The organism is Paenarthrobacter sp. A20 (assembly GCF_024168825.1).
Taxonomy (GTDB): Bacteria; Actinomycetota; Actinomycetes; order Actinomycetales; family Micrococcaceae; genus Arthrobacter.
The window spans coordinates 1,193,871-1,218,548 of record NZ_JALJWH010000001.1; the positions used below are offsets into that span (position 1 = coordinate 1,193,871).

A 24,678-nucleotide genomic window follows, 5' to 3' on the forward strand; every position below is an offset into this window, starting at 1 on the left:
CTCAGTGCCCCTGGACGTCGGAGTCGACGCCTGCGTCCGGGCCGGCGTCGAGGGTTTGCAGCTTGACGAGGTCGTCCTGGTCCAGCTCGAAGTCGAAGACGTCCAGGTTCTCCTTCATCCGTTGCGGGTTGGCGGTCTTGGGAATCGCGACGAGTCCTTGTTGGACGTGCCAGCGAAGAACCACCTGGCCAGGCGTCTTTCCGTACTTTTCGCCGATACCAGCCAGAACTGGAGCATTCAGGAGATCGCTGCTGGCACCCAGAGGGCTGTAGGACTCCGTGACGATGCCGTGCTGCTCGTTGAAGGCCCGGGCGACCGACCGGGGGATGGAAGGGCTGACCTGGACCTGGTTGACGGCCGGAATGACGTCTGTTTCCCGGAACAACCGGTCAAGGTGCGCCGGTTTGAAGTTGGAGACGCCGATGGAGCGCGCCTTGCCCGAAGCCTGAAGTTCCTCGAAGGTCTTCCATGTGGACACAAACTCGTCGCGGCGGGGGAGCGGCCAATGGATCAGGAGCAGGTCAACGTAGTCCAGCCCCAGACGTTCCAATGAGCCGTCCAGCCCGGCGACAGCCTTTCCCGAACCCTGGAACCCGCCGTCCAATTTGGTGGTGATGAAGAGTTCCGCGCGATCCACCCCGCAGTCGCGGATGCCGTTGCCCACACCCTTCTCGTTGCCGTACTTCACCGCAGTATCGATGTGCCGGTAACCGTGGGATACCGCCTCCACCACGGCTTCGGCAACCTGGGCATCGTTGAGGGGCCACGTGCCCAACCCGAGCTGGGGGATGTGGTTGCCGTCGTTCAGTTCGATGAGTGGGGCGCGTGTCATGGGCGTAGGTTCCTTTCATAAAGCCGGTCGCTGAGCTCCATAAAGTCTTCCTTCACCACTTGCAGCTCAGGATGCTGATCATGCCACGCCATGATCTCCCGGGCACCGTCCGCGAACGGGATGCTGGCCCGGTAATCAGGTACCAGCGCTTTGATCTTGGCGTTGTCGAACACCACGGAGTGGGAGCGGTCGCCCAGCAGGTTGGGGCCCAGTTCCGGGCTGTGGGCAGCTATGGTCTCGGAGGAAACGTGAAACAGCTCGGGTTCAGGTACACCGGCCGCACGCGCAAACAAGCGGTAAATCTGGTTCCACGGGAGGAACTCGTCGGAGGTGATCGTGTAGCTCTCGCCCACGGCTTGCGGCCTGCCCAGGAGCCCGACAAACGCCTTGGCGAAATCCCTGCTGTGGGTCAGTGTCCACAGCGAGGTTCCATCTCCGTGAACCAGGACGGGCATTCCGGCGCGCATACGGTGAATGTCGGTCCAACCGCCCACCATCGCGATCTTGGTGCGGTCATACGTATGGGACGGCCGCACCACAGTCACCGGAAAGTCCTCCTCCCGGTACGCCTCGAACAGGAGTTCCTCGCAGGCGATCTTGTCCCGCGAGTACTGCCAGAACGGATTCTTCAGTGGTGTCGATTCCCGGATCGGCAGCGTTGTTGGCGGCTTTTGGTACGCCGAAGCGGAGCTGATGAAGACGTACTGCCCTGTTCGACCTCGAAACATTTCCAAGCCGGCCAGCGCTTGGTCCGGTGTGAAGGAGATGAAGTCCGCAACGGCGTCGAACTCCCTTCCTTGCAGTACCCCGCGCACCGCCTCGGCGTCCCGGATGTCAGCGTGGAGGACCTCGGCGCCGTCCGGAACCGGCCGCCCGGCCGACCGTCCCCTGGTGAGGATGGTCAGCCGGTGGCCCAGCTCGACGGCGCGTTCAGCCGCCGCCGCACTGATGACCCCGGTCCCGCCAATGAACAAGATGTTCCGCGGCGAGACAGTGTCCGCCTGCGGCAGGAGGCTGCCCTCGATGAGGGTGCTCACCAGGCGTAATCCTCGGGAGCAGGACGGTGGCCCGGGAAGATGTCGTCGAGCCGCTTGAGGGCGTCCTCGTTCAACGTGACGTCGAGTGCACGGATGGCGGCATCCAACTGCTCCTGGGTGCGCGGACCGACGATCGGTGCCGTCACGGCAGGCTGGTGAAGCAGCCATGCCAACGCGACATCACCGGGCGCGTGGCCGAGTTCGTCCGCGAAATCCTCGTACTGGCGGATCTGGTCCTCGTGCTTCTTGAGGGTCTCAAGTGCCCGGCCCTCGGCGCGGCGGACACCCTGCTCTTCCTTCTTCAGGACGCCACCCAGCAGGCCGCCCTGCAGCGGCGACCACGGAATCAAGCCAAGACCGTACTGCTGGGCCGCCGGAATCACTTCAAGCTCCAGCTCACGCCGGAAGAGGTTGTAGATGGACTGCTCGCTGACCAGCCCGGTGTAGTTCCTTCGGCGGGCAGCTTCCTGGGCCTGGGCGATGTGCCAGCCGGCAAAGTTGCTGCTGCCCGAGTACAGGATCTTGCCCTGTTGAACGGCAACCTCGATTGCCTGCCAGATCTCGTCCCAAGGGGTATCGCGGTCAATGTGGTGGAACTGGTAGATATCGATGTAGTCCGTCTGCAGCCGCTTCAGGCTCGCGTCCAGGGCGCGGCGGATGTTCAGGGCCGACAACTTGGACTCGTTTGGACGGTCTGTCATGGTGCCGTACAGCTTGGTGGCCAGAACGGTCCGCTCCCGGCGCTCGCCGCCCTTCGCGAACCAGCGGCCGATGATTTCCTCGGTCCAGCCACGGTGCTCGACTCCGCCGTAAACGTTGGCGGTGTCAAAGAAGTTGATGCCGGAATCCAGTGCGGAATCCATGATCGAGTGGGCTGTTGCCTCGTCCGTCTGCGGGCCGAAGTTCATGGTGCCCAGGCAGAGACGGGAGACTTTCAGGCCGGAGCGGCCAAGATGCGTGTACTGCATGGCTGTTGAGTCCTTTGCTGTTGTTCGGGAGCTTAGAGCTGGGTGAAGGCGGCGACGGCGGGATCGGAACCGATGCGGGCACCCGCCTCCAGTGCCGTGATGGCTGCCAGTTCGGAATCGGTGAGGCTGAGGTCGGCTGCCCCGAAGTTCTCGCGCATGCGGGTGGAGTCTGCGGACTTGGGGATCACGATGGTTCCCTGGGCGAGGTGCCAGGCCAGGATCACCTGTGCAGGGCTGGTGCCGTGGGCAGCTGCAACGAGTGCCACCTGTTCGGCATTCAGGTCCTTGCCTTGGCCGAGCGGGCTGTACGCTTCAACAGCGATTCCCAGATCACGGCACTTGCTGGCCAGTTCGCCCTGCTGGAAAGTCGGGTGGACTTCGATCTGGTTCACGGCAGGCACCACCTCTGCCTCCTTGAGAAGCGTGTCCACGTGGTCGGAGAGGAAGTTGGAGATGCCGATGGCCCGGATCTGCTTGTCCTGGTACAGCTCCTCCATCTCCTTCCAGGCCTGCGTGAAGAGGCCCTGCGATGGTACGGGCCAGTGGATCAAGTAGAGGTCGATGACCTCAAGGCCCAAGGCGTCCCGGCTGCGCTGGAAGGCATCATGCGCGTCGCCTTGCTCGCCGTTGCGGAGTTTGGTGGTGATGAAAAGTTCTTCGCGGGGAATTCCCGAGGCTGCGACGGCGGCGCCAACACCGGCTTCGTTTCGGTAGGCGGCCGCGGTGTCGATGTGACGGTAGCCGGCTTCCAAAGCATCTTCCACGACCTTCTGCGTTTCGTCGGCAGGTACTTGGAAGACACCAAATCCGAGCTGGGGGATGGTGACGCCGTTATTCAATGTCAGCTCTGGCATGACAGTCTCCTTCGACGGGATGGCTATGGCGGTGACACTCCGTCTTCCTAGTTTCCAGAAAGCGTTTTCGGAGGCTCTGTACTGAGCCTATGCAGTTTTGGCGGCAGAGTCAGCAATCCAACCTGATCCTGTTTTTCCTAGGTCTGGCAGTCCTACCCACAATGATGGTTTTTCACACACCTGCAACGGCAGAATAGACGGATGGGTCAAAGCGCCGAGTTCGGAAAATTCCTCAAAGTCATGCGTGCCCGCCTCTCACCCGAAGACGCTGGAGCGCAGGAGTCCAGCGGCTCCCGGCGCGTGCCCGGACTCCGCCGCGAAGAGGTGGCACGCCTTTCCGGCGTGAGCACCGACTACTACACGCGCCTTGAACAGGGCCGCAACATCCACCCCTCCAAGGCAGTCCTGGATTCCGTGGCACGGGCACTGCGCCTGGACGCGGGGGAGCAGGCACACATGATGGACCTGCTGGAACACTGCGCCAGTTCTGCGGGCAACCCCGGACCCGTTCAAAAGGTGAGGCCGGCGTTGCGGCAGTTGCTGGACGCCGTCGGAGATGTTCCTGCCATGGTCTTGGGCCGGCGGGCGGATGTCCTGGCCGGAAACCGGCTGGCTTATTTGCTCTTTACCGATTTCACGGCGTTGCCTGCGCCCGAGCGGAACCTGACACGCTGGATCATCCTGGATCCCTCGGCCGGGGCGCTGTTCAGGGATTGGAAGACCGTTGCAGCCGAGGCCGTTGGCGCGCTGCGCATGGACGTGGGCCGGCACCCCAACGATCCCCAAACCAACCAGTTGGTGGGCGAACTCGCCGTCCACAGCGAACATTTCCGTCAGTGGTGGGCCGGGCACAGGGTAGCCACTCGTTCCGCGGGGACAGTCCGGCTGCACCACCCGGTGGTGGGCGACCTGGAACTGAACTTTGAAACCCTGAGTCTCCCGGACGACCCCGACCAGCTCCTCCGGGTCTATTCCGCGAAGGCCGGTTCGCCGTCGTCGGACGCTTTGACGCTGCTCAGCTTCGGTGAGGTTGGGGCCGACGCGCAGGCCCCCGAACCCGCTCGCCGAGATGGCACTTAATGCCAATGTTCGCGCGGCAAAGTCATAGGGTCGTTGCAACGCTCTGATTGATGGAGCGTTTCATGGTCAAGTTGTTTCCTTCGGGTGCGCGTGCCGAGTTTGTTGATTTGGTGTGTGCGGGGGTCTCGGTTCTTGAGGCTTCCCGGCGTGTCGGGGCGGTGCACGCGACCGGGGGAAACTGGTGGGCTCAGTCTGGCCTGATGATGACGTTGAACCGTGGCGCTGTCGGGGGTCTTGCCGATCCTGCGCCTTCGGCAGAGGGACCTGGCCGGGCCTTGGGTCTGGGCGAGCGGGGGATGATCCAGATGGGTGTTCTGCTGGGGCTCAGTTACGCCAAGATCGGTGAATTGATTGGCCGGGATAAGTCCGTGGTCTGGCGGGAGGTGAAACGGCACAGAAGCGCGGACGGGAAGTATTACGCCTCGGTCGCCCACGCCAAAGCGCACCAGGACAGGCGCCGGCCCAAACCGTTCAAACTCGTCCAGGACGAGGACCTCTGCCGGCTGATCGGTGTGTGGATGGATGACGGGTGGAGCCCGAAATTGATCTCCTCAATGTTGGCGCACTACTTCGTCGACGATCAGACTATGCAGGTGAGCCACGAGACGATCTATCAAGCGCTGTATGTCCAAACCCGCGGGAACCTGCGGGCGGACCTGGCCGAAAAGCTCAGCCTGAAACGCAAGCAACGCGTTCCGCACACCAGTGACCGCCGTAAGAACAGCCCTTACGGTGAGGCATTCAAGATCAGCCAACGCCCGCCCGAGGTCCAAGACCGGGCAGTGCCTGGCCACTGGGAAGGGGACCTCATCATCGGGACCGACGGGACCGCGATCGGCACGTTGGTGGAACGCTCGACCCGGTTCACGATCCTGCTGCACCTGCCCGGGGACCACACCGCGGAGACCGTTGCCGCTGCGATGATCCGGGAGATGGCTTCCCTCCCGGATCACCTGCGACTCTCGATCACTTGGGACCGCGGAACCGAACTGGCCGACTACGCGAAGATCCAAACCGCACTCGAAACGACCCTGTATTTCTGCGACCCGCACTCACCCTGGCAACGCGGCACCAACGAGAACACCAACAGGCTCCTGAGGTTCTGGTTCGAGAAAGGCACCGACCTTTCAGTGCACACCCCCGAGGACCTCCGCCTGGTCGCAGCGAAACTCAACCGCCGACCCAGACCAACCCTGAACCTCGAAACACCAGCCAACCGACTAAACCAGCTGCTACAAGCGGCCTAACCCCCAGCGTTGCTCCCACCAGTTGACTTTGCCCGCGGAACATCCGCATTAAATGCCATCCCGCGTAGAGGGGTTCAGCGCTCCAGGCGGAACCCAAGCTTGATGGTCACTTGCCAGTCGGCAACTGCGCCGTCTTCGAGGTGGCCACGGATCTCCTTGACCTCAAACCAGTCCAGGTTCCGGAGGGTTTGGGAGGCTGTCGCGATGCCGTTCTTGATCGCGTCGTCAACGCCTTCGGTGGAAGTTCCTACAATTTCGGAAACGCTATATGTGTGGCCAGCCATGGTGCTCCTCATCATCGGTCCCTGAATCTCTGGAAACCGGCCCGCAGGGCAGGCCGTCCATGCAGATTAGCCCACTGATGTCCGTGCGGCCAGAGTCCCGTTGGCCCGGCTTTCGCCCCAGTCCTTGCTGGTGAGTGTAGATTTCTTGCAGCAGCACCCAGCGAATCCCCACAACCAGGAGTACTCATGTCAGAAGTTATTGTCGTCGGCGTCGACAACAGTGAGACTGCCAAGCGCGCAGCAGTTGCAGCAGCGAAGCTCGCCACGGCTCTCGGTGCCGAGCTGCACGTGATCAGCGGCTTCTCCGATGACCGCATCGAAGAATTCGGCAGCGGCAGCGACCGCATCACCGTCTCGTCGGCCGACTCCGCGGAATACGTCGCCCGCAAGGTTTCCGAAGAGCTGGACGTCCCCGGTGGCAGCGTCAAGTACTTCGCGGCCCGCGGCACGCCTGCCAACGCCCTGATCAACTACGCAGAGACCAACAACGCCTCGCTGATCGTGGTGGGGAACAAGCGCATGAAGGGCCTGGGCCGTGTCCTGGGCAGCATCGCCAACAGCGTGGCACACGGTGCCCCGTGCGACGTTTACATCGTCAACACGGACGTGGACGCGTAGCCCACTCCCGGGAGGTAGCAGCAGGCGCCCTTTGAGCCTTCAAAAGGGCGCCTGCTGCTGCTCTGTTGGGCTCCAGGGCACTTAGTGGCCCTGGAACGCCTCAGCCAGCCACCACGAGCCGCCGTCGGAAGCGATCTTGGCGTCGATCACCAAGGGGCGGTCCTGCGATCCGGCTTCGTAGGCGGCGATCCACGGGCGTACTGCTTCGAGGTCGGCTACAGTCCGGACTGTCACCCCTTCGGCTCCGAATCCGCGGGCTATGGCGGCGATGTCCGTTTCCGGGAACACGACGCTGGAGAGTTCGGCATCCGAGTGCTCCGACGCGAAATGGTGGACCTCGGCCCCGTACGCTGCGTCGTTGTAGACGATGCACACCAGCGGCAGTTTCAGCCGGGCGGCCGTCTCCAACTCGCTGATGCCCATGAGGAATCCGCCGTCGCCCGCGCCGAGGACCGGCAATCGGTGCGGCTGGGCAAGCGCGGCGCCAATGGCCGTGTAAAGTCCCAGCCCGATCGCCTGGAACGCTTGGGTGAAGCAGAAACCGAACTCGTCCGGCACGGCGAGATACTGGCTGGGATAGCCCATGAAGTTTCCCGAATCGACGGCCACGATCCGCTCCGCGGGGAGCATGGAGTCGAGTTCGCGGCTGAGGACGCGCGGATCGATGGCCGTGGCCGTGGACAAGTCTTCTGTCTCAACGTCCCGCCAGCGTGAGCCTTGCTTGATGGCCAGGGCGTTGGTTTCGGTGCGGTACTTCCCGGCGGGCTCCGGCTGCACGGCGCGCAAGGCGTCCAACGCGTCGGCGGCCGTCAGCGCCGAGTCACCCAGGAGCCCGAGGGTGATGGGCCGGTTGGCGCCCAACGCGGAATCCTCGACGTCGATCTGCACCACGTTCGCGTCGGCGGATATCAGCCGCCCATGCCGCATGGTCCACATATTCAGGGCGCAGCCCCACCCCACAATGAGGTCCGCGTCGCTGATCAGCCCGGCGGTCAGCGGGGAGGAGAAACCTCCGGAGATACCGAGGTTGTGGGAGTCGCCGTTGAACAGCCCGTTTGCCACCGCGGACGTTGCCACCAGCGCCCCCGCATGCTGCGCCAGCTCCAGGATTTCGTCCCGGGCGCCCCGTCCGCCGCGACCTGCCACGAAGACCGGCCGTTCCGCTTGTGCAATCATGGCGACCAGATGCTCTACGGCGGCAGCGTCGGGGCGCACTTTCAGGGGTTGAGGCACGACGACGGCACTCACGTCGTCCGCGGCGGTGGCACTTTGGACGTCCAACGGCAGGCTCAGGACAACAGTGCGGCGCTCATTCACGGCGGTCCGGAAGGCCCTGACGGTGTCCGCGACAGCTGTGGCGGGGGAATGGATCCGTTCCGCGACGGCGCCGACGCTGCGGGCCAAGGCATCCTGGTCGATCTTGAAATTGGACCTGATCGCGGCAGCCTGGGTGTCGGCAGTCAGGACGATCATGGGCGTGCGGCTCTTCGCTGCCTCCCCGATTCCCGTGATGGCGTTGCTCAGCCCGCAGCCTTGGTGCGTGGTGACCACGCCAACCTTTCCTGACATCCGGGAGTAGGCGTCGGCCATGGTCGCCGCGCCGCCCTCGTGCCGCGTGGCGGTGAAAGGGATGCCCTCGGCCATGAGGGTGCCGGTGACGTCGAAATTGCCGCTGCCCACCACCCCGAAAACATGCCCGACGCCGAGCTTCGCCAGCGTCCTGCCCACCAGGGTGGAAACCCTCATCTGTTCACTCATGCTGTTTCCGCCGCGGACTTCTCCACCAGCGCGTACACGCGGCTCGGGCTGCCCGTGCCGCCGACGATCGGCAAGGGAGCAACCACCAGCGTGGCGCCCGTGGTGGGAAGCCGGTCCACGTTCCGCAGCGAGGTGACGCCGTACTTGTCCGCCCCGAGGAGGAATGAGTGGACGGGGAACATCGGGTCCAAGCCGCCCGCCTGGCCGGCGTCGATGCCCACGGTTTCAACACCGAAACCGCTGATCGAGGCGTTGCCGGCGAGCCACTTGGCACCTGCCGCGGAGACCCCCGGTGTGTGGGGTCCGGCGTCGTCCGCGTTGACGAAAGCCGCGGCGTCAGTGCCGCGGGCCGCCCAACCGGTCCGGAAGATGATCCAGCAGTTCCCGGGGAGCTGGCCGTGTTCCTGCTGCCATTGTTCGAAGTGCTCCGGTTCGAGCAGGAAATCCGGGTCCGCGGCAACTTCTGCTGTCTTGTCGATCACGACAACGGGACCAACCAGGCGCTGTGGCTCGATCTGGTCCACGGACTTGCCGTCCTTGCCCGTGATCCAGTGCACCGGAGCGTCCAGGTGTGTCCCGGCATGTTCGCCCACGGTGACGTCGTTCCACGCCCAGGCCGGTCCGGCGTCGTCGAAATTGCTCACCGGTGAGACGGACAATCCCACCGTGTTCGCGAACGGCTGCGGCAGGGTCAGGATGGGGGTTTCGGAACTCAGGGGAGTGGTGAGGTCGATGATCTCCACCGAACCGCTCGAAAGGGCTGCAGTGAGCCCGGCCAGAACAGACATTGTTCTCCTATCGCTTGCTTGGTTTCAGTGCTGCTTGAAAACGGGAAAATCGTGAGGGTTGCGCGGTCAGTTTTTGGGCCACCAGGTGCCCGGAACCGCCTGACAGTCCGGGGCCGGGGTGGGTTGAGGCGCCGATATGCCAGAGCCCCTGGATGGCAGTCCGGTGCCCCGCGGCCTCCGGGAAGGGCCGCCAGAGCAGGTTCTGGAACAGCTCCGCGGAGCCTCCGTAGGGGTCGCCGTTGACGGCATTGGGATTGGCGGCGGCCAAGTCCGTGGGAGCGATGATGTCCGAGGCCAGGACTGTAGCCCGGGTGCCAGGGGCGAACTGCTCCAGCCGGGCGAGGACCCGATCCAGATAGCCTTGTTTCAGCTCCTCGGTCCAGCCTTCCTGCACTGTCAGTTCGCCGGCCGCATCGCCCACGGGAGAGAACGGAACTTCCTGCAGCTGCAGCCATAGCGTGGCCTTGCCCTCTGGAGCGCGGGACGGATCCAGCACGTATTGCTGGCCGACCACCACCGTGGGCTCGCTGGGCAGCAGGCCGGCCTCGGCCTGGGCGCACGCAATGCCTGTGCTGTCCGACCCGTTGCTGATGTGAACCAGCGGAACCCGGTTGAGTCGGGGATCGAGCCACTCCACGGGCTTATCCAAGGCGAGGTGGATCTGCATCGCACCACGGCCGTTCTGGTAGCGTTTGGCAGCCGCGGCGGGTCCGGCCGGCGGCTGGCTGAGAAGGTGTCCGTAGAGTGCTTGGGGCGAGACGTTGGCAAGCACGGTGCCTGCTGAAAGACTGCCCTGCGAGGTCCGGACGCCCGTGACAGTTGTGCCCGAAACCAGGATCTCCTCCGCTTCAGCGCCCAGCAGGATCCGCACCCCGTTGTCCCGCAGCAGAGACTCAAAGGCAGCCACGAACTTCGACGCCCCGCCCTTCACCACCGGGAGCCCGAAGCTGTGCATGCTCATGGCCATCACAGGCAACATCACCCCGCCTGTCGCCTGGTCAGGGCCCAGCCCTGCATGCAAGAGCCAAGGGGACCAGAGCTGGTCAGCTTCCCAGCCATCGAAGCGGCTCCGCACGTAGTTCCGTCCGCTCATCACCGAGTCACGGACAAAAGCCTCTGTCCCGGAGAAACGCCCTCGTCGGACGGCCCCGAAGGCAATTTTCGCGACCTCCCCAAACGATCGAAGTTCTGCCCCGAACGCCCCGAAAACCGTGCCGGAGTTCCGGCCCAGATCGTCAAGCATGGCCAGATAGGCCTCTTGGTCGCCAGGAATCTTCAACGAGGCGGCTGTTTGGGCCGGGTCCCGGTGCGCGATGACCACGCGTTGGGCTCCCGTGGCCGGATCAGCACCAACGCTCGCCGTCACCTCGGTGGTGGTGTTGCAGTATTCCAGCCCCCTGGCATGAAGCTCCTTGCCCAGCGCCGAGTACGCACCGCCTGACACGAACAGAGGATGCCAGGAAGAGAAGGAGTCGTGGACAAAGCCCGGCAGGGTCCGCTCCGAGGAGTGGATGAAACCTCCCAGCCGGTCCGCACGCTCGATGATGCACACCCGCTTCCCGTCCAGTGCCAGCTCGGCTGCCGCTACCAGGGAATTGATGCCCGAGCCAATGATCACGACGTCAACGGAATCGTCCATCTCCGCTCCTTTCAAAATTAGAAGTCCGGGTGGCTGGCGGTTGCGTGGTATTTGCCGCCGTGGAATACCAGGGGAGCGCCGCCGTCGTAGTTGTAACTCTCCACTTCACCCACGTAGATGACGTGGTCGCCGGCGTCATGCCGGGAGACCGTGCGGCACTGGAAAGTGGCCACGGCGCCGTCCAACAACGGGACGCCGGCGATGCCCTCGGTAGTCTCCGTCCCGGCGAATTTGTCCGTTGCCGGCGTTGCGAACTGGCGGGACAAGACGTGCTGGTCGCTGGCCAGGATGTTGATGGCGAAGTGCGTGGCGTCCTCGAAGTCACCCAGGCTGGGGGACCGTTTGCTGGGGCACCACAGCACCAGCGGCGGTTCCATGGAGACGGACGTGAACGAGTTCGCGGTCATGCCCACCTTTCGGCCGTCGGCGGCAACAGTGGTCACCACGGTAACGCCCGTGGCGAACTGGCCCAACGCGCCCCTGAAGTCCCGGAGGTCGAAAGCCGCGGTGTCGTCTTCTTTGCGGGCCTGCATGAAGTCCGCCGCAGCAGTGGGGTCGAACCACCAAGGGTACGACGTCCGCGGATCATCGAACCCGCCCACAATGCTTGCTGCCAAAGCCGGATGCTCCGCAGCCTCGCGCAGCAGTGTCTTCTGGTGGTCCCTGCGCGGCTTGAGGAGATCGTTGGTCCATTCAACCGCCCACTGACCCCAACCCCGCCAGAACTCGTCGAAGGTCCGCTCCATCCAGGCACGGTCAAAAGGCTGCTCGCCACGGCGAACGATCGAATCAAGGTAATACTTGGCAGCCAGCGTCGCGTTGTTGGAACCCTGTCCGGTAAGGGGATCGTTGAGGACCACGGCATCGCCCAGGCCGAACACCAGGGTCCCGTTGCCGAGTTCCCCGACGGCGGACCTCACCGTGGGGGTGATGCGCCCCAGGAGCGTGGCGCCGTCGTCTGTCAGTTCTGCGTCGACAAAGTTCGCTGCTTCGTGGGGGAAATGCTCGCGCAGGATCTCCAGCGAACGCTTGAGCTGCTCTTCAGGGGTTCCGACGTCGGTCCAACGGTCCATGGGGCCGCCCACCACGCCTTCGAACACCATCATGCGGCACGGGCCGGAGACGGTCAGGCCCGGGAACGTAAAGAACTCGCCGACGCCGGGTGCCATGGACATGCGGATGGCGTCGCCGCCACTGGGGTTGCTGTCGGGTGACGTGCCGGTCGCCGGTCCGGCGGCAGCGCCGCCGTCGGGCTTGACGTAGTTCAGTGCCAAGACCCGCTGCGGCCGGTCGAAGGGAGACTTTGCCTTGTCCCGCGGGAAGATTTGCCCGATTTCGCCCTTACCCGTGCTGACGATGACCAGTTCATGGTCGTGGGTGAGTTCTTCGAGCATGCGCGGGGTGACCTTCTCGATCCGGAAGTCGCCGCCGTTGGACACGAACGTCTCGATCCAGAGGGCACTCTTGATCCGCTGGTCGATGGAACGGGCGGGCCCGTCCAAGGGAGCCTGCCATTCGATGGGTTCGTCGGCTTCCACGCGCAACCGGATGGTGCCGATCTCCGGTACTGATCCGGACCCGTAGAATTCCGTGAGCGCTGTCCCCAATTGGGCTTCGGCGTCGAGGGCTGTGGAGAACATGCACTGGCTGGACATGACCTTGCCGGTGCGGATCTGGGCCGCGGAGCGGTCGGACAACAGCGTTACCGCGTAGCCGTCCCGTTGCAGGCCCAACGCCAGCTGGGCACCGGATTCGCCGGCCCCCACGATTGCTATCTTTCGCATGATTGAGTCCTTATTAGCAGGGTTGTGCTACGAAACCTTGGCGGCAGAAAGGCTCGCAAGATAGTCGGCGGCCTTGTCCGGGTACATGAACCATTCCTGGAATTCCGGTGGATGGTTGAAGCCGTTGGCAAAGCGGTGCGCGATGTCCGGCTCGCTGTTCGCGGCGCCCAGGAGTTCAAGGACGTGGGGCGGCGGCGGGGCCAGGAGGGCATTCGTCCAGTGTGCAACGTGCTGCGCGTAATCCCAATAGCGCTCGAACGTCGCCTGCATGAAGCTTGCATCGAAAACACCGCCGTGCTGGATGATGCTGTCCAGATACGACGCCGCGCACTTGCTTGCGTTGTTGGACCCCTGTCCGGTGATGGGATCGTTCAAGACCACGACGTCGGCCAGGCCCAGCACCTGCCGGCCGCTCGGCAGCGTGGCAATCGGGTGGCGGACGGTCGGCGCGAACCTGCCTTGGAGGACGCCGTTGGCATCGGTCAGTTCCACGTCCGTGGCGCGCTCGGCTTCCCATGGCAGGAAGGTCTTCAGGATGTTCTTGGAATTCTCCAGGTGCTCCTCGGGCGTGAGACCCTTCCACGAGTCCATTGGGCCGCCGGGTACGCCCTCGAAGACCATGATTTCGCACGGTCCGGTGGTGGTGAGCGCTGGGAAAACGAAGTATTCGCCAACGCCGGGGATGAGGTTGAAGGAGACCGCCGAGTAGTCTTCGCGAGGCTTGAGGCCCTTCACGTAGGTCAAAGCCAGGGCGCGTTGCGGGGCGTCGTAAGTGCTGCGTTCGGCGTCGCGGGTGAAGAGTTGCGCGATCTCACCCTTGCCCGCAGCCACAATCACCAGGTCCGAGTTCTGCGTGTACTTTTCCAGTTCGGCTACCCCGGCGTCCTCGAAGACCAGCTCGCCGCCGCGCGCCGTGAACTCCTCCATGAACCGCGGGAACTTAACGCGCTGGTCGATCGACTTGGCGTGGTGGTCCAAACGGGATGCCCAGCTGATGGCCTTTTCGCCCGGCAATTCGGGGTGGGGGATGGTGAACGAGATGCCGTCCACAGTGGGGGCGTCAGGCCAGAAGTCCAACCCCAGTGCGCGCTCGTGCTCCAGCGCGTTGTGGAAGATGCACTGGCTGGAGGCAACTTTGCCTTCACGGATTTCTTCCGGCGTGCGGTTGGAGATAGTGGTTACCTGGAATCCGGCGTCCAGCAGGCCGATGCCCAGCTGCAGCCCGGACTGGCCGGCCCCGACGATGGTGATGTGGCGTTGCGTCATGGTGTTGCCCTTTTCTCTTGGTCTGTCGGTGGTTGTCAGTTGGCGGCCAGCAGCGGAATGGTTTCTTCGGCGCGTTCCGGACCCAAGGCGGAGTAGCCGCCGTCGACCGCCCAATCTGCTCCGGTGACGAAGCTGGCTTGGTCGCTCGCCAGGAACGCGACGACGTCACCCACCTCGTGTGGCCGGCCTACGCGCTTGAGGGCGTGGAAAGGGGCCGCGACGGCGTCGGTCCTTTCGAGGCTTCCGTTGCTGAGGGTGTCCATGATGTTGCTCCACACCCAGCCCGGGCTCACGGAATTGACCCGGATGCCGTCCGCGGCGAAGTCCACGGCCATGCTGCGCGTGATCTGGACCAGGGCAGCCTTGCTGGCCGGGTATAACCAGCGGCCGGTTTGGGCGATCGAGCTGGAGATCGAGGTGAAGTTGATGATGGCTCCGTGCCCCGAGGCCTCGAGGTGGGGGCGGGCCGCGTTGGCCGCCATTACGGCGCTCACCAGGTTGACGTTGAGGGCTTCGAGCCAGTCCGCCCTACCGGAGGATGCGCCGTCGTCCTTGTAGGTGCAAGCGAGATTGACCAGGATGTCCAGGCCGCCATGCTGGGTTACGGTCTGGCCCACGAGTGCGTTCACTGCGGCATCGTCGGTGATGTCTGTGTGGGAGTAGTGGATTCCTTCGCCCAACCCGGCGGCCAGTGATTCGCCGTCGGGGTCTATGTCCGCCACCACCACCGTGGCTCCGGCGTCCCGCAGCGCGGTCACCACGCCTTGGCCCACCTTGGTGGCCCCGCCAGTGACGATTGCTGTCCTGCCTTCGAGTGCTGACATAACCGGACCCTTTCATTGCGGATTAGCTGTTACGAGAATATGACGTGCGTCACGCTTGTCTTATGGACGACTCTAGGCAGTCCCTGGAATCCGGACTATCCACTTGGCGCGAGGGTCATCCGAATTACGCAAGGTCCTCCTCTTCTTCATGCCAACCAACCCAAGCCGCTGAGGTGAGCCGGGCTTCCTTGGCCTGGAGCTCCGCCGCCCAAAGTTCGAAGTGGCTTCGGTCCCATTCATCCCTGCGGTCATGCACGAGCTTGATGTTCTTCACTGGTCCTCACCTCCCTTTCGGCACTGTTATGGTGATGTGAGCTGCGCCATACTTGTCTTAAAGCGACTCTAGGCAGTCCTTGAAATCCGGAATATCCACGTGGCGCTTGGATCATCCGAAAAGCGCAAAACAGTGGAGTGGGTGCCCAAATGGTGAGGATTCTTCCTCGTGACGTTCTGCGGGGACGGCCAACAACGGCAACAACAGACGTGGACGAGGCACATGCCAAGATCGCGGAGTTGTTCTGCAGCCATGAGCTCGCCCCACGGACGCGGACGTCAGCGGTGGATATGAAGCTGCGCTCCCTTCACCGGGGCGACGTCGGGATCGAGTTCCTGGACTATGGAGCAGATGTCCGTATTGAGCCCGAGGGACTGCAGGATTTCCATTTGGTGCAAATTCCGCTGGCCGGGCACGCGTCCATGCAAGTGGGTGCGAGTGTTGTGGACTCAAGTCCGCGTTTCGCTACGGTTCCGCCCATCGACCGGCCATTTTCGATGAGTTGGGATGGCGGAAGCCCGCACCTCATCGTCTACGTACGGCGCACAGCGTTGGAGCGGGTGGCCGGGCAGTTGTACGGCGAAACCGCGGTGGACCTTGGCTATGGCATGGACCTTTCAGGTGCCGCCGGTCGAGCATTCTTGAGGTCCGTCGTCGAACTTCATGATGACCTGATCAGTCGGCCACAAGCCACGGCCCCCGTGTTTGTTCAGGGCTTGTTGGCGGACAGCATGGTGTCGCGGTTGCTGATGGCGATGGAACTGCCCGGCAGGCAGGCCGGGGACGCTGAGTCCGAAAGCCGCCTGGTGCGCGAGTGCCGTGAGCTGTTGGAGCGGCACGCCTCTGAAGAACTCACGGTGCCGGACATCGCCGAGTGCCTTGGCGTTTCGGTACGAACGCTGCAAACTGCCCTGCGGGCGGAAACGGGCGCGACGCCGTCGGAGTTGCTGCGGAGTATCCGGCTGGATAGGGCCCGGGAGATGCTGTTGGAAGCGAGCCCGCGGGAGCAGAGTGTCACGGCCGTTGCTGAGTTGTGCGGCTTCACGCATCAGGGGCGGTTCTCTGCCCTGTACGTCAAAGCCTTCGGCGAGTTGCCGAGCGAGAGCCTGCGCCGCTAGGGATCCCTTGTGCGTGCACAAGGTAGCGAAAACAGCTGACTATGTTGCTCCATTTGCTGTGCGAATCAGGGACCCTCCCCAAAGGAGGGTCCCTGATTCTTGTCTGGCATCACGTGCGACGGCCCCGACAGTTGTTAGTCCACCGCTGGTCTCCACGACGGCCGGTCGTGGCTCTGGCACAGCCGCGAGGTTCATGAACCCGCGAGAGGTCTCTGTACCGCCGCATTTTGCCGCGAGAGTGAAGCCCTCTAGCCTGTGCATCATGTCGTATGACCTTGCCGTGTACCTGCCCGAAGCCTTGGACGCCGAGGCGCTGACCGCTCTCGTGGATGCTTCTCCCGGTTTGCAGCTCGAGGCAAGCACCAGCGGCGACGCTGCTGGTCCTCAAAACTGGCACATCCTCAGAGGCAAGAAAGCAAACTACTGCTTCACCCTCGAAGGCCCGTATCTCGTCGAGCCGGAGGATGTTCCCCATGAGGTGACGGCTGCTGTCCTTGGCGCCTGCGTCATGTACAGCATCCTGGTTGAAGGCACCGATCCGGCATCCATTCCGCACGCTGTCCGGTTCGCCAAACGCCTGGCCAAGGAAGGCAACGGGGCGGCACGGGACCTGCAGACCGAAGAGATCTGGCCCAAGACCAGCAGCCGGGCGGCAGCCAGGCCAGATCGCGACACCATGATCGACATCGTGGAGGTCCGTTGGTATCACCTCATGGACGAAGTCCGGGACGACTTTCCGCAGCGCTATCTGGACCTGGCCCGACAGTATCTGCCGGAGGCTCTGCCGAAGCGCTTCGGCAGTTACGAACCGCTCCAGGGAAACCTGGCACGTGATGGAGATCAGGCGTTCGTGAAGTTCTTCGCCGAGGACTACGACGTTTCGGCCGTAGGGAGTTTTCCGACCGCCGGAGCCTACTTCAAGGGCGTGTTCGGCGGCCACACGAACCAAGACCGCCCGACCAGGAAGGGCGACATCCAAGCTGTCTCGCTTAGTATCCACCGTGTTGCTTTGGAGAATCCACGATGGAGGGAGGCCTTGGAGCGCTTCTTCGTTGCCGTGGCCATCGAGCTTCGCAGCTTCTATGCCACCGCCGAAGTCGACTCCGGATGGGGATGGAACGGTCGCTCATTGTGGTGCTACGCCTCTAAACCCAGCCTCTACTCCCAGAAGGAAGCATGGGGCCAATGGCTGGGACTGAGCACCCACCCTGTCTGGCTGGCATGGTTCTCCCCGCTTTACGCAGACCTTGTCCGCCCGCACCTGCAAGGCGCTGTTCAGGAGTATTCGGAAGGTTTCGTGCATCGATTCGGTGACGGGCCGCTTGGCCCAAAGGAGATCATTGAACGCTGGCCGGCGGCTGAAGACTGGGTTCCTGCCGAGTTCACCGGTGCCACGGGACACCCTGAGAGCCGGTTCGCCGATGTCATACCCGAACGACTCACCCAGATGCTCGTCCCGGCACCGCCTAAGCCAGGCTAGGCCTGAGCGCAGCTAAGAGCAACCACACGATTGGCGCACTGCCAGTTCGGGAATGGTTTTATCGATTGATGTCGGTGTACCGGGTTCCTTGATGCGTTCGAGCAGCATACGGGCTGCCCGTCGTCCGAGCGCCTCGCCCTGTGTGGCCACGCTTGTAAGGGGCGGCTCCCAGAGCGCCGCCCCGCCGATGTTGTCGTAGCCGATGACGCGAGTGTTGTTGCCCAGACCATGGATTCTCAGAGCTCGGTAGAGCCCGAAGGCGACGCTGTCGCTGTGGCAGATGATGCCGTCCGGAAGAGGCCCTGACGCGATAAGCCGTTCGCCCAGTTCAAGCCCACCGGTCCCGGAGACCTCACCCGGCATGTCGATGAGCGCTGAGGTGTCCAATCCGCGATGGAGGAGTGCATCTTTCACGCCATTGGTCCTGTCACCACGGGAAAGGATGGCAGGCAGCCCGCCCAGATATGCGAGGGATTCGCATCCGTGGGTTTCGAGCAGGTGGGTTGCAGCCAACCGCCCACCGACGACATCGTCGGCCCCAACATAGGGTGCGTTGACGTCCTTGAGATAACGGCTGACCAGGACATGCTCCATTTTCCAGGCCCGAAGTTCATCGATCAGGGACGCGGTCGTCCCGGTTGCCGGAACCAGAGCCAGGCCGGCCACTTGGTGCTCGCGTAGTTTACGAATCGCTTCGTGTTGGCGCGCGGGGTCATCATCGGTGTTGACCAGGAGGGGAAGATACCCCGAATCAGTCAGTCCGGTTTCGAGCCCGTGGATGACTTCGCCGAAGAAGGGGCTGGCAATGTGGGTCACCACGACGCCGATGGTGCTGGCCGTTTGAGTGCGAAGGGACGCAGCCCCGCGGTTGTAGACGTAGCCGAGAGTGGTCATGGCCTCGGTAACCCGTTGCCGGGTCTGCTGGGAAACCCGTCCGGTCTCCCTGAGCACCAACGATGCCGTGGCCCGCGAAACACCGGCATGATCGGCGACGTCTTGCAGTGTTACGGGTCCGGCCACGAACGCCTCCTTAGGTTCTCTGAAGTGATGGTGAACATTCTCCCACGTCAAACACGAGAACAATGATATATCGATCTATCGGAAACCGAAAAGATTCATAGCGAGCCCGTCTGATTCAGCCTCGTTTACCAACTTGCTTCTTGACAGTGATCGACGGCACATGCTCACATTATTGCTAGATCGATTGATCAACATCCCTAATCCAGGAGACCCATCATGAACGCAAAGAAGCGGCATATTGCAGCAATGGCTGTTGCGGGAGCCCTCGCACTTTCAGTTTCAGCATGCAGTCCCGGAAGCGAACAACCGGCCGAGGACCAGAAGCTGACCGTTTGGACCTTGGAGCGTCAGCCCGATCGGGTGGAGATCCAGAAGCAGATCGCTGCGGACTACACCAAGCAGTCCGGCGTCGAGGTGGACATCGTTGCCATTGACGAAGCGCAGTACAACCAGCTCCTGGTGTCCTCAGCGGCATCGGGGGAGCTGCCCGATGTCGTTGGAGGTCTGGGTCTGCCCGGGGTTGGGGCCCTTCAGGCAAACGACCTGCTGGACGGTGAGGCCGCAGCCCGTGTGGTCGATGAACTGGGAAAGGACACCTTTGCCCCGCGTGCCCTGGAACTGGCAAGCATCGACGGCCAACAACTGGCTGTTCCCAGCGATTCCTGGGCTTCGGTGCTCGTCTACCGCAAAGACCTCTTCGACAAGGCGGGCCTGAAAGCTCCGGAAACCTATGACGACATTATGAAGGCGGCGCAGGCACTCACCGGCGATGGCCGTGTCGGCTTCTCCGGATTCACCACCAACCAGGAAACCTTCGAGCACCTCGCGCTGGGTAACGGCTGCCAATTGGTAGGGCAGGACAAGAAGATCGGCCTCGAAAGCCCTGAATGCGTTGAGTCCTTCAGCTTCTACCGCGAACTCATGACCAAGTACTCGGTTCCTGGCGAGCAGGACACTAACACCGCCCGGTCAAACTACCTCTCCGGACGTTCAGCCATGACCATGTTCTCCTCGTTCATCCTCGACGAGCTGGCTGGCCTGCGGAAGGACATGCTCCCATCCTGCGCCGAATGTGCCAGCGACACCGGCTACCTGGCCAAGAACACCGGCGTCGTGACCGCCATCAAAGGCCCCAGCGGTGAGACCCCGGCGCAGTTCGGTTCACAGGTCAACTGGGCCATCCCCGTTGAAGCCTCCCCCGCAGCATCGGACTTCGTGAAGTACATGATGAGCGACGGGTACGAGCGTTGGCTCGCCTTCGCCCCGGAAGGCAAAGTCCCCGCACGCCAGGGAACCAAGGACAAGCCATCCGCCTACGTGGACGCCTGGAAGGCACTCCCGTCCGGCACCACCACGAAAGCCCCGCTGTCCGATTTCTACCCGCAGTCCGTTATTGACCAGCTGAGTTCATCGCCCGAGAAAATGACCCTCTGGGCAGTGCCCCAGGGCCAAGGCGCATTGGCCGGGGCATTGCTCGCAGAGCAGCCCGTGGCAAAGGCCATCAACTCCATGGTGACCGGCAGCACGACAGGCCCGGAAGCTGCCAAGAGCGCAGCTGACACCGCACGCACCATCCAGTCGACCCTCAAATAACGGATCATCATGAGCACCACAACCACACTCCGGCGCAAGGGAAGCGTCAGCCGCCGCCAAGCCCGCGCGGGCATCGCCCTTGTCTCACCCAGCGTCATCATCGTCCTCGTCCTGGTTGTCCTGCCGATCCTCTGGACCGTCATGCTCGCCTTCCAGGACGTGCGCCTCATCCAAATCCGCAGAGCCAACCTCTTCGGCAACTACACGCTCGACAATTTCATCAATGTTCTGACCTCCGAAGCACTCTGGTCCTCCCTGGGCACCACCCTCACGTACTCGGTGCTCGGTACCGGCGGGGCAATCGTCGTTGGCCTCATGGCAGCACTTTCCCTCCGCAACGCCTTCCGCGGACGCACCCTGGTCAGGGCAGCCATGCTGCTTCCCTACGTTTCGCCCGTCGTCGCAGCAGCCTTCGTGTGGAAGACCATGCTCAACCCGCAGTTCGGCGTCGTCAACGCATGGGGGACCGGTGCACTGGGCTGGGACCAACCAGTCTCCTTTCTTACCACCCGCACGAGCGAGGTTGAGATCCTCGGATTGACCGTCCCTGTGCCCACCGCCCTGTTCACGGTCATCGCCTTTGAAATCTGGCGGACCTTCCCGTTCGTGTTTCTCTTCGTAACGGCCCGGCTCCAGGCAGTGCCGAAGTCCATCGAGGAAGCGGCACGCATGGACGGGGCCGTACCTACCCAGATGTTCCGGCACATCCTGCTGCCGCAACTGCTCCCCACCATCGCCGTGCTCAGCGTGCTCCGCTTCATCTGGACGTTCAATAACTTCGACGACGTCTACCTCCTCACCGGCGGCGGGGCAGGCACCGAAGTGGTGAGCGTGGGCGTTTTCAACTACCTGATCGGCCGCGGAGACATCGGCTCCGCCTCAGCCCAGGCGCTGGTTCTGGCAGCCATCCTGACCGTGATGGTCCTGATCTACATGAAGTTCGCCGTCAAGGACGAGGAAGTGGCCTGATGACCGTCATGAATGAAACCCCCGTACGCCGGAACACCGCGGCCGCCCGGCCGCCGCGAAAACGGCAGTTCTCACGGGACCTCGCGGAAACCAAACTCTTCCGGATCCTCCGCTGGCTCGTGATTATCGGGCTGCTGGTGGTGACGGTGTTCCCGTTCTACTACATGATCACCCTCTCCGTGCGGGACATCGGTTCGCTCATTGCCGACCCCGCCCGGATCTGGCCCAATCTCGCCGAGATCAGCTTCGACGCCTATACCAGCGTCCTCGCCTCCGTCGCCGACGGCGGCCAAGGCTTTACCGGTTTCATCATCACCAGTGGGCTGGTCGCACTGGGAACCGTTGCGCTCACCCTGCTGATCGCCATTCCCGGCGCCTACGCCGTGAGCCGTCTGCAGTTCTTCGGTCGCCGGCAAATCAGCGCCCTGTTCCTTGCCGTGTACCTGTTCCCCAGCATCTTGCTTGCCGTCCCGTTGTTTGTCTTCTTCACGAGGCTGGGGCTGCGCGGCGCTGTCGGTGTGCTGCTGGTCGTCTACGTCTCCCAAACCATTGCCGTCTCCATCTTCATGCTCCGCAACTATTTCCAGACCATCCCCGAAAGCCTCGAGGAAGCCGCGGCCCTCGACGGTCTTGGCAGGATAGGCACGATGCTCCGTATCAGCCTGCCCCTGGCGGGACCGGCCATCATGTCCAACGCGCTGTTCGTCTTTATGATCGCCTGGAACGAATTCCTCTTCGCACTGCTCTTCCTCGTCGAAGACCGCGACAAATGGACAGTATCGCTCGGCCTGGCACAGCTCTCAGGGAGCCTCGAAGTCCCCACGACGGTGCTCATGGCCGGCTCCGTGATCCTCACACTGCCGATCATCGTCCTCTTCTTCGGCAGCGAACGCCTCCTCAGTGAAGGCCTGACGGCAGGATCCGACAAATGACCGACACAATTCCGCTCGACTCAACCAGCCTGCCGACTGCCTACTCAGACACCGGCGACATGCCGGTGCGTTTTACCGACTACCGTGTTCCAGACCCGGGAATCCGGGACCTCTTCACCCTCGAAGCACGGTGGGAGAGCTGGCTCCACGTAGAAGCAGCCTTGGCCGGGGCACAAGCCCGGCTCGGCATCATCCCTACAGGAGCAGCCACAGAAATAGCAGCTCAGGCGCACCTATCCAGCCTTGACGTCGTCTCCATCCGTCGCGGCATCGCCGCCACTAGTCACCCACTGATGGCTCTGATCACAGAACTGAGCAGAGCCACCGGTGAGGAACATGGCGGCTGGGTGCATTGGGGCGCAACTACGCAGAACATCACCCAGAGCGGTGACGTTCTCCAGCTCAAGCAAGCCCACGTCATCCTGACGGGCCAACTGCAAACGGTTCTTTCCGCCGCCGCAGCGTTGGCCCGTAAAGGTGCTACGGCAGTGATGGCAGGGCGGACACACAGCCAACAAGCCGTACCCATCACCTTTGGATTCAAAGTCGCCGTCTGGATTGACGAGCTGCTCCGGCATCAGGAACGGCTCGCCCAGCTCGAACCACGGGTCTTCACTGCAATGGCAGGCGGCGCCGTCGGCAGTTTCGCCTCCCTCGGCCGGAAGGGCCCAGAAGTCCAACGTCTCATGGCCGCAGACCTGGGGCTCGGAAGCATGAGAATCCCCTCCCGAGGGATAGGCGATCAATTCGCAGAGTACGTCACTGTTCTGGCGCTTCTGGCCGCCACAGGCGGACGGATAGCCGGTGAGATTTACAATCTCATGCGACCAGAGATCGCTGAAGCCCGCGAAGCGTCACCGGGCGGAACAGTGGGGAGTTCGACCATGCCCCACAAGCAGAATCCCCAGCTGTCACAGGACGTGCTCACTATCTCGGCACAGATTCGAGCAAACGTTCCCCTCGCTCTGGAAGCCATGCTCCAAGACCAGGAAGTCAATGGCGCCAACACCGCCATGATGGACGACGCCCTCAGCCGCTCAGTGATCCTCACCGGGGACATGCTGGCACGGCTCCACATCATCCTCTCCCAACTCGACATCGACGAAGAGAGGATGCGCGCCAACCTCGAAATTACTCACGGCCTGATCTCCTCCGAAGCTGTCATGCTTTCCTTAGGCCACGTCATTGGCAGGCAGCACGCCCACGACGTCGTCTATGAATCGGCTCAGGAAGCGATCCGGACCGGACGGCAGTTCGGGGACGTCGTCCGGAACGACCCAGCCGTGACAGCCCATCTGGGGCCCGAACAGATTGATGAGCTACTTGATCCACTCAACCACGTTGGCTTGTGCCATGACATGGCACTTGAGGCAGCCGGGCGAGCGGAAAAATCCGGCTGACACCATGGCGCAGTGTCGGACAGATACGCTGGGGCCCGGTGGTGGCATTGAGTGGCACAGAGACTGAGATCGGCAGTGTTTGAAGTAGTCAAAGGGTACTCGATCCTCAGACAGACCGTGTTTCTGCCCCTCGCGGGGATCAGTCGGCCAGCCACTCCGGAAGCGGAATGTTGAGCCGTCCAAGAAGCCGGACAACGGTGTCCTCCACGAAGGTGTCGTCGGGCTCTTCAACAGCTTCGACCGCCATGAATGCCCTGAGCTCGTCGGCGGGGACAACCGCACCCGCCACTGTGGCGGCCCAGGCAGAGAAGCTTTCCGATTCGGTGATCAGGTCCACCGGCGCGCTGGCGTCAGGGTTTTCGAAGTAGTCCCTCGGCTGGAAACCTAAATAGAAACGCCCGGACGCTCCCTCATGGGGACGGTAGTCAATCGTGGCGATGTCGCTGTCGTGGACAGAGATCCGGAGCTGCCACTCGTCGGCGGCCTCGTTCCCTGACCATGATCCAGCGGTGTAAACGGACGTCTCAAAATTTCCCATGGTTTCCTTTCCAGCGGGGACCACCGTATCAAGGCGATCGCGGGCGGTGCGGTGTCATGGGTGAAAAGCCTTTATCGGTACGCCGTGGCTCCCGAGGCGATGCCGTGAAGTACACCGCCCCGTTCGGCGAAAGCAGTGATCATCAGTTCGATCTATGCAGTGCGGCTGACTATCTGACGTTTTGCGAGTCTCTTGTCGATTCGATTCAGGAGTACTTGAACCACCTTGAGGAGATGGGGAAGCTCCTCAGACTTGTAATGCTCGAGTCCGACACCAAAGCGTACAAACTGATCGTCGTCAAGCGTGATCTTGTTGATGAGGTTTGGCTGTGGGGCGCTCGTTAGAGCAATGTGGTTCCCTACTTCCAGCGAAAAG

The 24,678-nt window shown here is 62.8% G+C and carries 24 protein-coding genes; 10 read left to right on the plus strand and 14 right to left on the minus strand.

The genetic code is table 11. The features are described 5' to 3' along the window. Nucleotide 1: 1 nt before the first annotated feature. From J3D46_RS05745 to J3D46_RS05760, 4 genes are read right to left on the minus strand one after another with little or no spacing between them, the layout of a single operon-like run. The gene (locus tag J3D46_RS05745; protein WP_253465656.1) at nucleotides 2-832 is read right to left on the minus strand and encodes an aldo/keto reductase; all 831 of its coding nucleotides are present in this window, start codon (nucleotides 830-832) and stop codon (nucleotides 2-4) included. After that, nucleotides 829-1,869, minus strand: a complete 1,041-nt coding sequence (locus J3D46_RS05750; RefSeq protein WP_253465658.1) for an SDR family oxidoreductase — start codon at nucleotides 1,867-1,869, stop codon at nucleotides 829-831. The genes J3D46_RS05745 and J3D46_RS05750 overlap by 4 nt, the downstream gene beginning before the upstream one ends. Continuing rightward, on the minus strand, nucleotides 1,866-2,837 hold the full coding sequence (locus J3D46_RS05755) for an aldo/keto reductase (RefSeq protein WP_253465660.1): 972 nt from the start codon (nucleotides 2,835-2,837) through the stop codon (nucleotides 1,866-1,868). The genes J3D46_RS05750 and J3D46_RS05755 overlap by 4 nt, the downstream gene beginning before the upstream one ends. A gap of 32 nt (nucleotides 2,838-2,869) precedes the next feature. After that, nucleotides 2,870-3,691 carry an aldo/keto reductase gene (locus J3D46_RS05760; protein ID WP_253465663.1) on the minus strand — a complete coding sequence of 274 codons (822 nt, stop codon included), beginning with the start codon at nucleotides 3,689-3,691 and terminating at the stop codon, nucleotides 2,870-2,872. A 201-nt stretch (nucleotides 3,692-3,892) separates the two neighbouring features. Between J3D46_RS05760 and J3D46_RS05765 the strand changes: the two genes are divergently transcribed. Both J3D46_RS05765 and J3D46_RS05770 read left to right on the plus strand, forming a co-directional pair. Continuing rightward, entirely contained in the window at nucleotides 3,893-4,771 is an 879-nt protein-coding gene (locus J3D46_RS05765) for a helix-turn-helix transcriptional regulator (protein ID WP_253465666.1), read from the plus strand. A gap of 62 nt (nucleotides 4,772-4,833) precedes the next feature. Beyond that, complete coding sequence (locus J3D46_RS05770) at nucleotides 4,834-6,018, plus strand: IS30 family transposase (protein ID WP_374110765.1); 1,185 nt, start codon at nucleotides 4,834-4,836, stop codon at nucleotides 6,016-6,018. A gap of 74 nt (nucleotides 6,019-6,092) precedes the next feature. Here J3D46_RS05770 and J3D46_RS05775 read toward each other — a convergent pair whose 3' ends face one another. Continuing rightward, the gene (locus tag J3D46_RS05775; protein ID WP_011773002.1) at nucleotides 6,093-6,302 is read right to left on the minus strand and encodes a dodecin; all 210 of its coding nucleotides are present in this window, start codon (nucleotides 6,300-6,302) and stop codon (nucleotides 6,093-6,095) included. 186 nt (nucleotides 6,303-6,488) lie between these two features. On the opposite strand from J3D46_RS05775, the gene J3D46_RS05780 reads away from it, so the two are divergent. Continuing rightward, nucleotides 6,489-6,920: a universal stress protein gene (locus J3D46_RS05780; protein WP_159704332.1), complete on the plus strand. Its 432-nt coding sequence runs from the start codon at nucleotides 6,489-6,491 to the stop codon at nucleotides 6,918-6,920. Between the two features lie 81 nt (nucleotides 6,921-7,001). Here J3D46_RS05780 and J3D46_RS05785 read toward each other — a convergent pair whose 3' ends face one another. The 7 genes from J3D46_RS05785 to J3D46_RS05815 all read right to left on the minus strand — a co-directional run bounded on the left by J3D46_RS05785 (nucleotide 7,002) and on the right by J3D46_RS05815 (nucleotide 15,253). After that, nucleotides 7,002-8,678 carry a thiamine pyrophosphate-binding protein gene (locus tag J3D46_RS05785; RefSeq protein ID WP_253465669.1) on the minus strand — a complete coding sequence of 559 codons (1,677 nt, stop codon included), beginning with the start codon at nucleotides 8,676-8,678 and terminating at the stop codon, nucleotides 7,002-7,004. After that, entirely contained in the window at nucleotides 8,675-9,466 is a 792-nt protein-coding gene (locus tag J3D46_RS05790; protein WP_253465672.1) for a cyclase family protein, read from the minus strand. Before J3D46_RS05790 ends, J3D46_RS05785 begins: the two co-directional genes overlap by 4 nt. 7 nt (nucleotides 9,467-9,473) lie before the next feature. Then, nucleotides 9,474-11,105 carry an NAD(P)/FAD-dependent oxidoreductase gene (locus J3D46_RS05795; protein WP_253465675.1) on the minus strand — a complete coding sequence of 544 codons (1,632 nt, stop codon included), beginning with the start codon at nucleotides 11,103-11,105 and terminating at the stop codon, nucleotides 9,474-9,476. Nucleotides 11,106-11,122: 17 nt separating this feature from the next. Continuing rightward, the gene (locus tag J3D46_RS05800) at nucleotides 11,123-12,889 is read right to left on the minus strand and encodes a flavin reductase (protein WP_253465678.1); all 1,767 of its coding nucleotides are present in this window, start codon (nucleotides 12,887-12,889) and stop codon (nucleotides 11,123-11,125) included. Between the two features lie 27 nt (nucleotides 12,890-12,916). Continuing rightward, nucleotides 12,917-14,155 (minus strand): styrene monooxygenase/indole monooxygenase family protein, encoded by a 1,239-nt coding sequence (locus tag J3D46_RS05805; RefSeq protein ID WP_253465681.1) that lies wholly within the window; start codon nucleotides 14,153-14,155, stop codon nucleotides 12,917-12,919. Between the two features lie 35 nt (nucleotides 14,156-14,190). Next, nucleotides 14,191-14,979 carry an SDR family oxidoreductase gene (locus J3D46_RS05810; RefSeq protein ID WP_253465684.1) on the minus strand — a complete coding sequence of 263 codons (789 nt, stop codon included), beginning with the start codon at nucleotides 14,977-14,979 and terminating at the stop codon, nucleotides 14,191-14,193. A gap of 124 nt (nucleotides 14,980-15,103) precedes the next feature. After that, nucleotides 15,104-15,253: a hypothetical protein gene (locus J3D46_RS05815; RefSeq protein ID WP_231340790.1), complete on the minus strand. Its 150-nt coding sequence runs from the start codon at nucleotides 15,251-15,253 to the stop codon at nucleotides 15,104-15,106. A 149-nt stretch (nucleotides 15,254-15,402) separates the two neighbouring features. Here J3D46_RS05815 and J3D46_RS05820 point away from each other — a divergent pair, with 149 nt between their 5' ends. Together J3D46_RS05820 and J3D46_RS05825 are read left to right on the plus strand one after the other, a co-directional pair. Then, nucleotides 15,403-16,371: an AraC family transcriptional regulator gene (locus J3D46_RS05820; RefSeq protein WP_253465687.1), complete on the plus strand. Its 969-nt coding sequence runs from the start codon at nucleotides 15,403-15,405 to the stop codon at nucleotides 16,369-16,371. 262 nt (nucleotides 16,372-16,633) lie between these two features. Next, nucleotides 16,634-17,851: a hypothetical protein gene (locus tag J3D46_RS05825; RefSeq protein WP_231340792.1), complete on the plus strand. Its 1,218-nt coding sequence runs from the start codon at nucleotides 16,634-16,636 to the stop codon at nucleotides 17,849-17,851. Nucleotides 17,852-17,863: 12 nt separating this feature from the next. On the opposite strand, the gene J3D46_RS05830 is transcribed toward J3D46_RS05825, so the two are convergent. Next, nucleotides 17,864-18,871, minus strand: coding sequence for a LacI family DNA-binding transcriptional regulator (locus tag J3D46_RS05830; protein WP_253465690.1), 1,008 nt, complete (start codon nucleotides 18,869-18,871; stop codon nucleotides 17,864-17,866). A gap of 216 nt (nucleotides 18,872-19,087) precedes the next feature. Between J3D46_RS05830 and J3D46_RS05835 the strand changes: the two genes are divergently transcribed. Genes J3D46_RS05835 through J3D46_RS05850 form a run of 4 tightly spaced genes read left to right on the plus strand, consistent with a single transcriptional unit; the run spans nucleotide 19,088 to nucleotide 23,765 of the window. After that, nucleotides 19,088-20,464, plus strand: a complete 1,377-nt coding sequence (locus tag J3D46_RS05835) for an ABC transporter substrate-binding protein (protein WP_231340794.1) — start codon at nucleotides 19,088-19,090, stop codon at nucleotides 20,462-20,464. Nucleotides 20,465-20,473: 9 nt separating this feature from the next. Then, nucleotides 20,474-21,433 carry a carbohydrate ABC transporter permease gene (locus J3D46_RS05840; protein WP_231340795.1) on the plus strand — a complete coding sequence of 320 codons (960 nt, stop codon included), beginning with the start codon at nucleotides 20,474-20,476 and terminating at the stop codon, nucleotides 21,431-21,433. Further along, nucleotides 21,433-22,365: a carbohydrate ABC transporter permease gene (locus tag J3D46_RS05845; RefSeq protein WP_231340796.1), complete on the plus strand. Its 933-nt coding sequence runs from the start codon at nucleotides 21,433-21,435 to the stop codon at nucleotides 22,363-22,365. The genes J3D46_RS05840 and J3D46_RS05845 overlap by 1 nt, the downstream gene beginning before the upstream one ends. Beyond that, nucleotides 22,362-23,765, plus strand: coding sequence for an adenylosuccinate lyase family protein (locus J3D46_RS05850; RefSeq protein ID WP_231340797.1), 1,404 nt, complete (start codon nucleotides 22,362-22,364; stop codon nucleotides 23,763-23,765). Before J3D46_RS05845 ends, J3D46_RS05850 begins: the two co-directional genes overlap by 4 nt. A 139-nt stretch (nucleotides 23,766-23,904) precedes the next feature. Here the strand turns inward: J3D46_RS05850 and J3D46_RS05855 are convergent, their stop codons facing one another. Then, the gene (locus J3D46_RS05855; protein WP_231340798.1) at nucleotides 23,905-24,303 is read right to left on the minus strand and encodes a hypothetical protein; all 399 of its coding nucleotides are present in this window, start codon (nucleotides 24,301-24,303) and stop codon (nucleotides 23,905-23,907) included. Nucleotides 24,304-24,407: 104 nt separating this feature from the next. Between J3D46_RS05855 and J3D46_RS05860 the strand changes: the two genes are divergently transcribed. After that, nucleotides 24,408-24,647 (plus strand): hypothetical protein, encoded by a 240-nt coding sequence (locus tag J3D46_RS05860; RefSeq protein ID WP_231340799.1) that lies wholly within the window; start codon nucleotides 24,408-24,410, stop codon nucleotides 24,645-24,647. The last annotated feature ends 31 nt before the right edge of the window (nucleotides 24,648-24,678 follow it).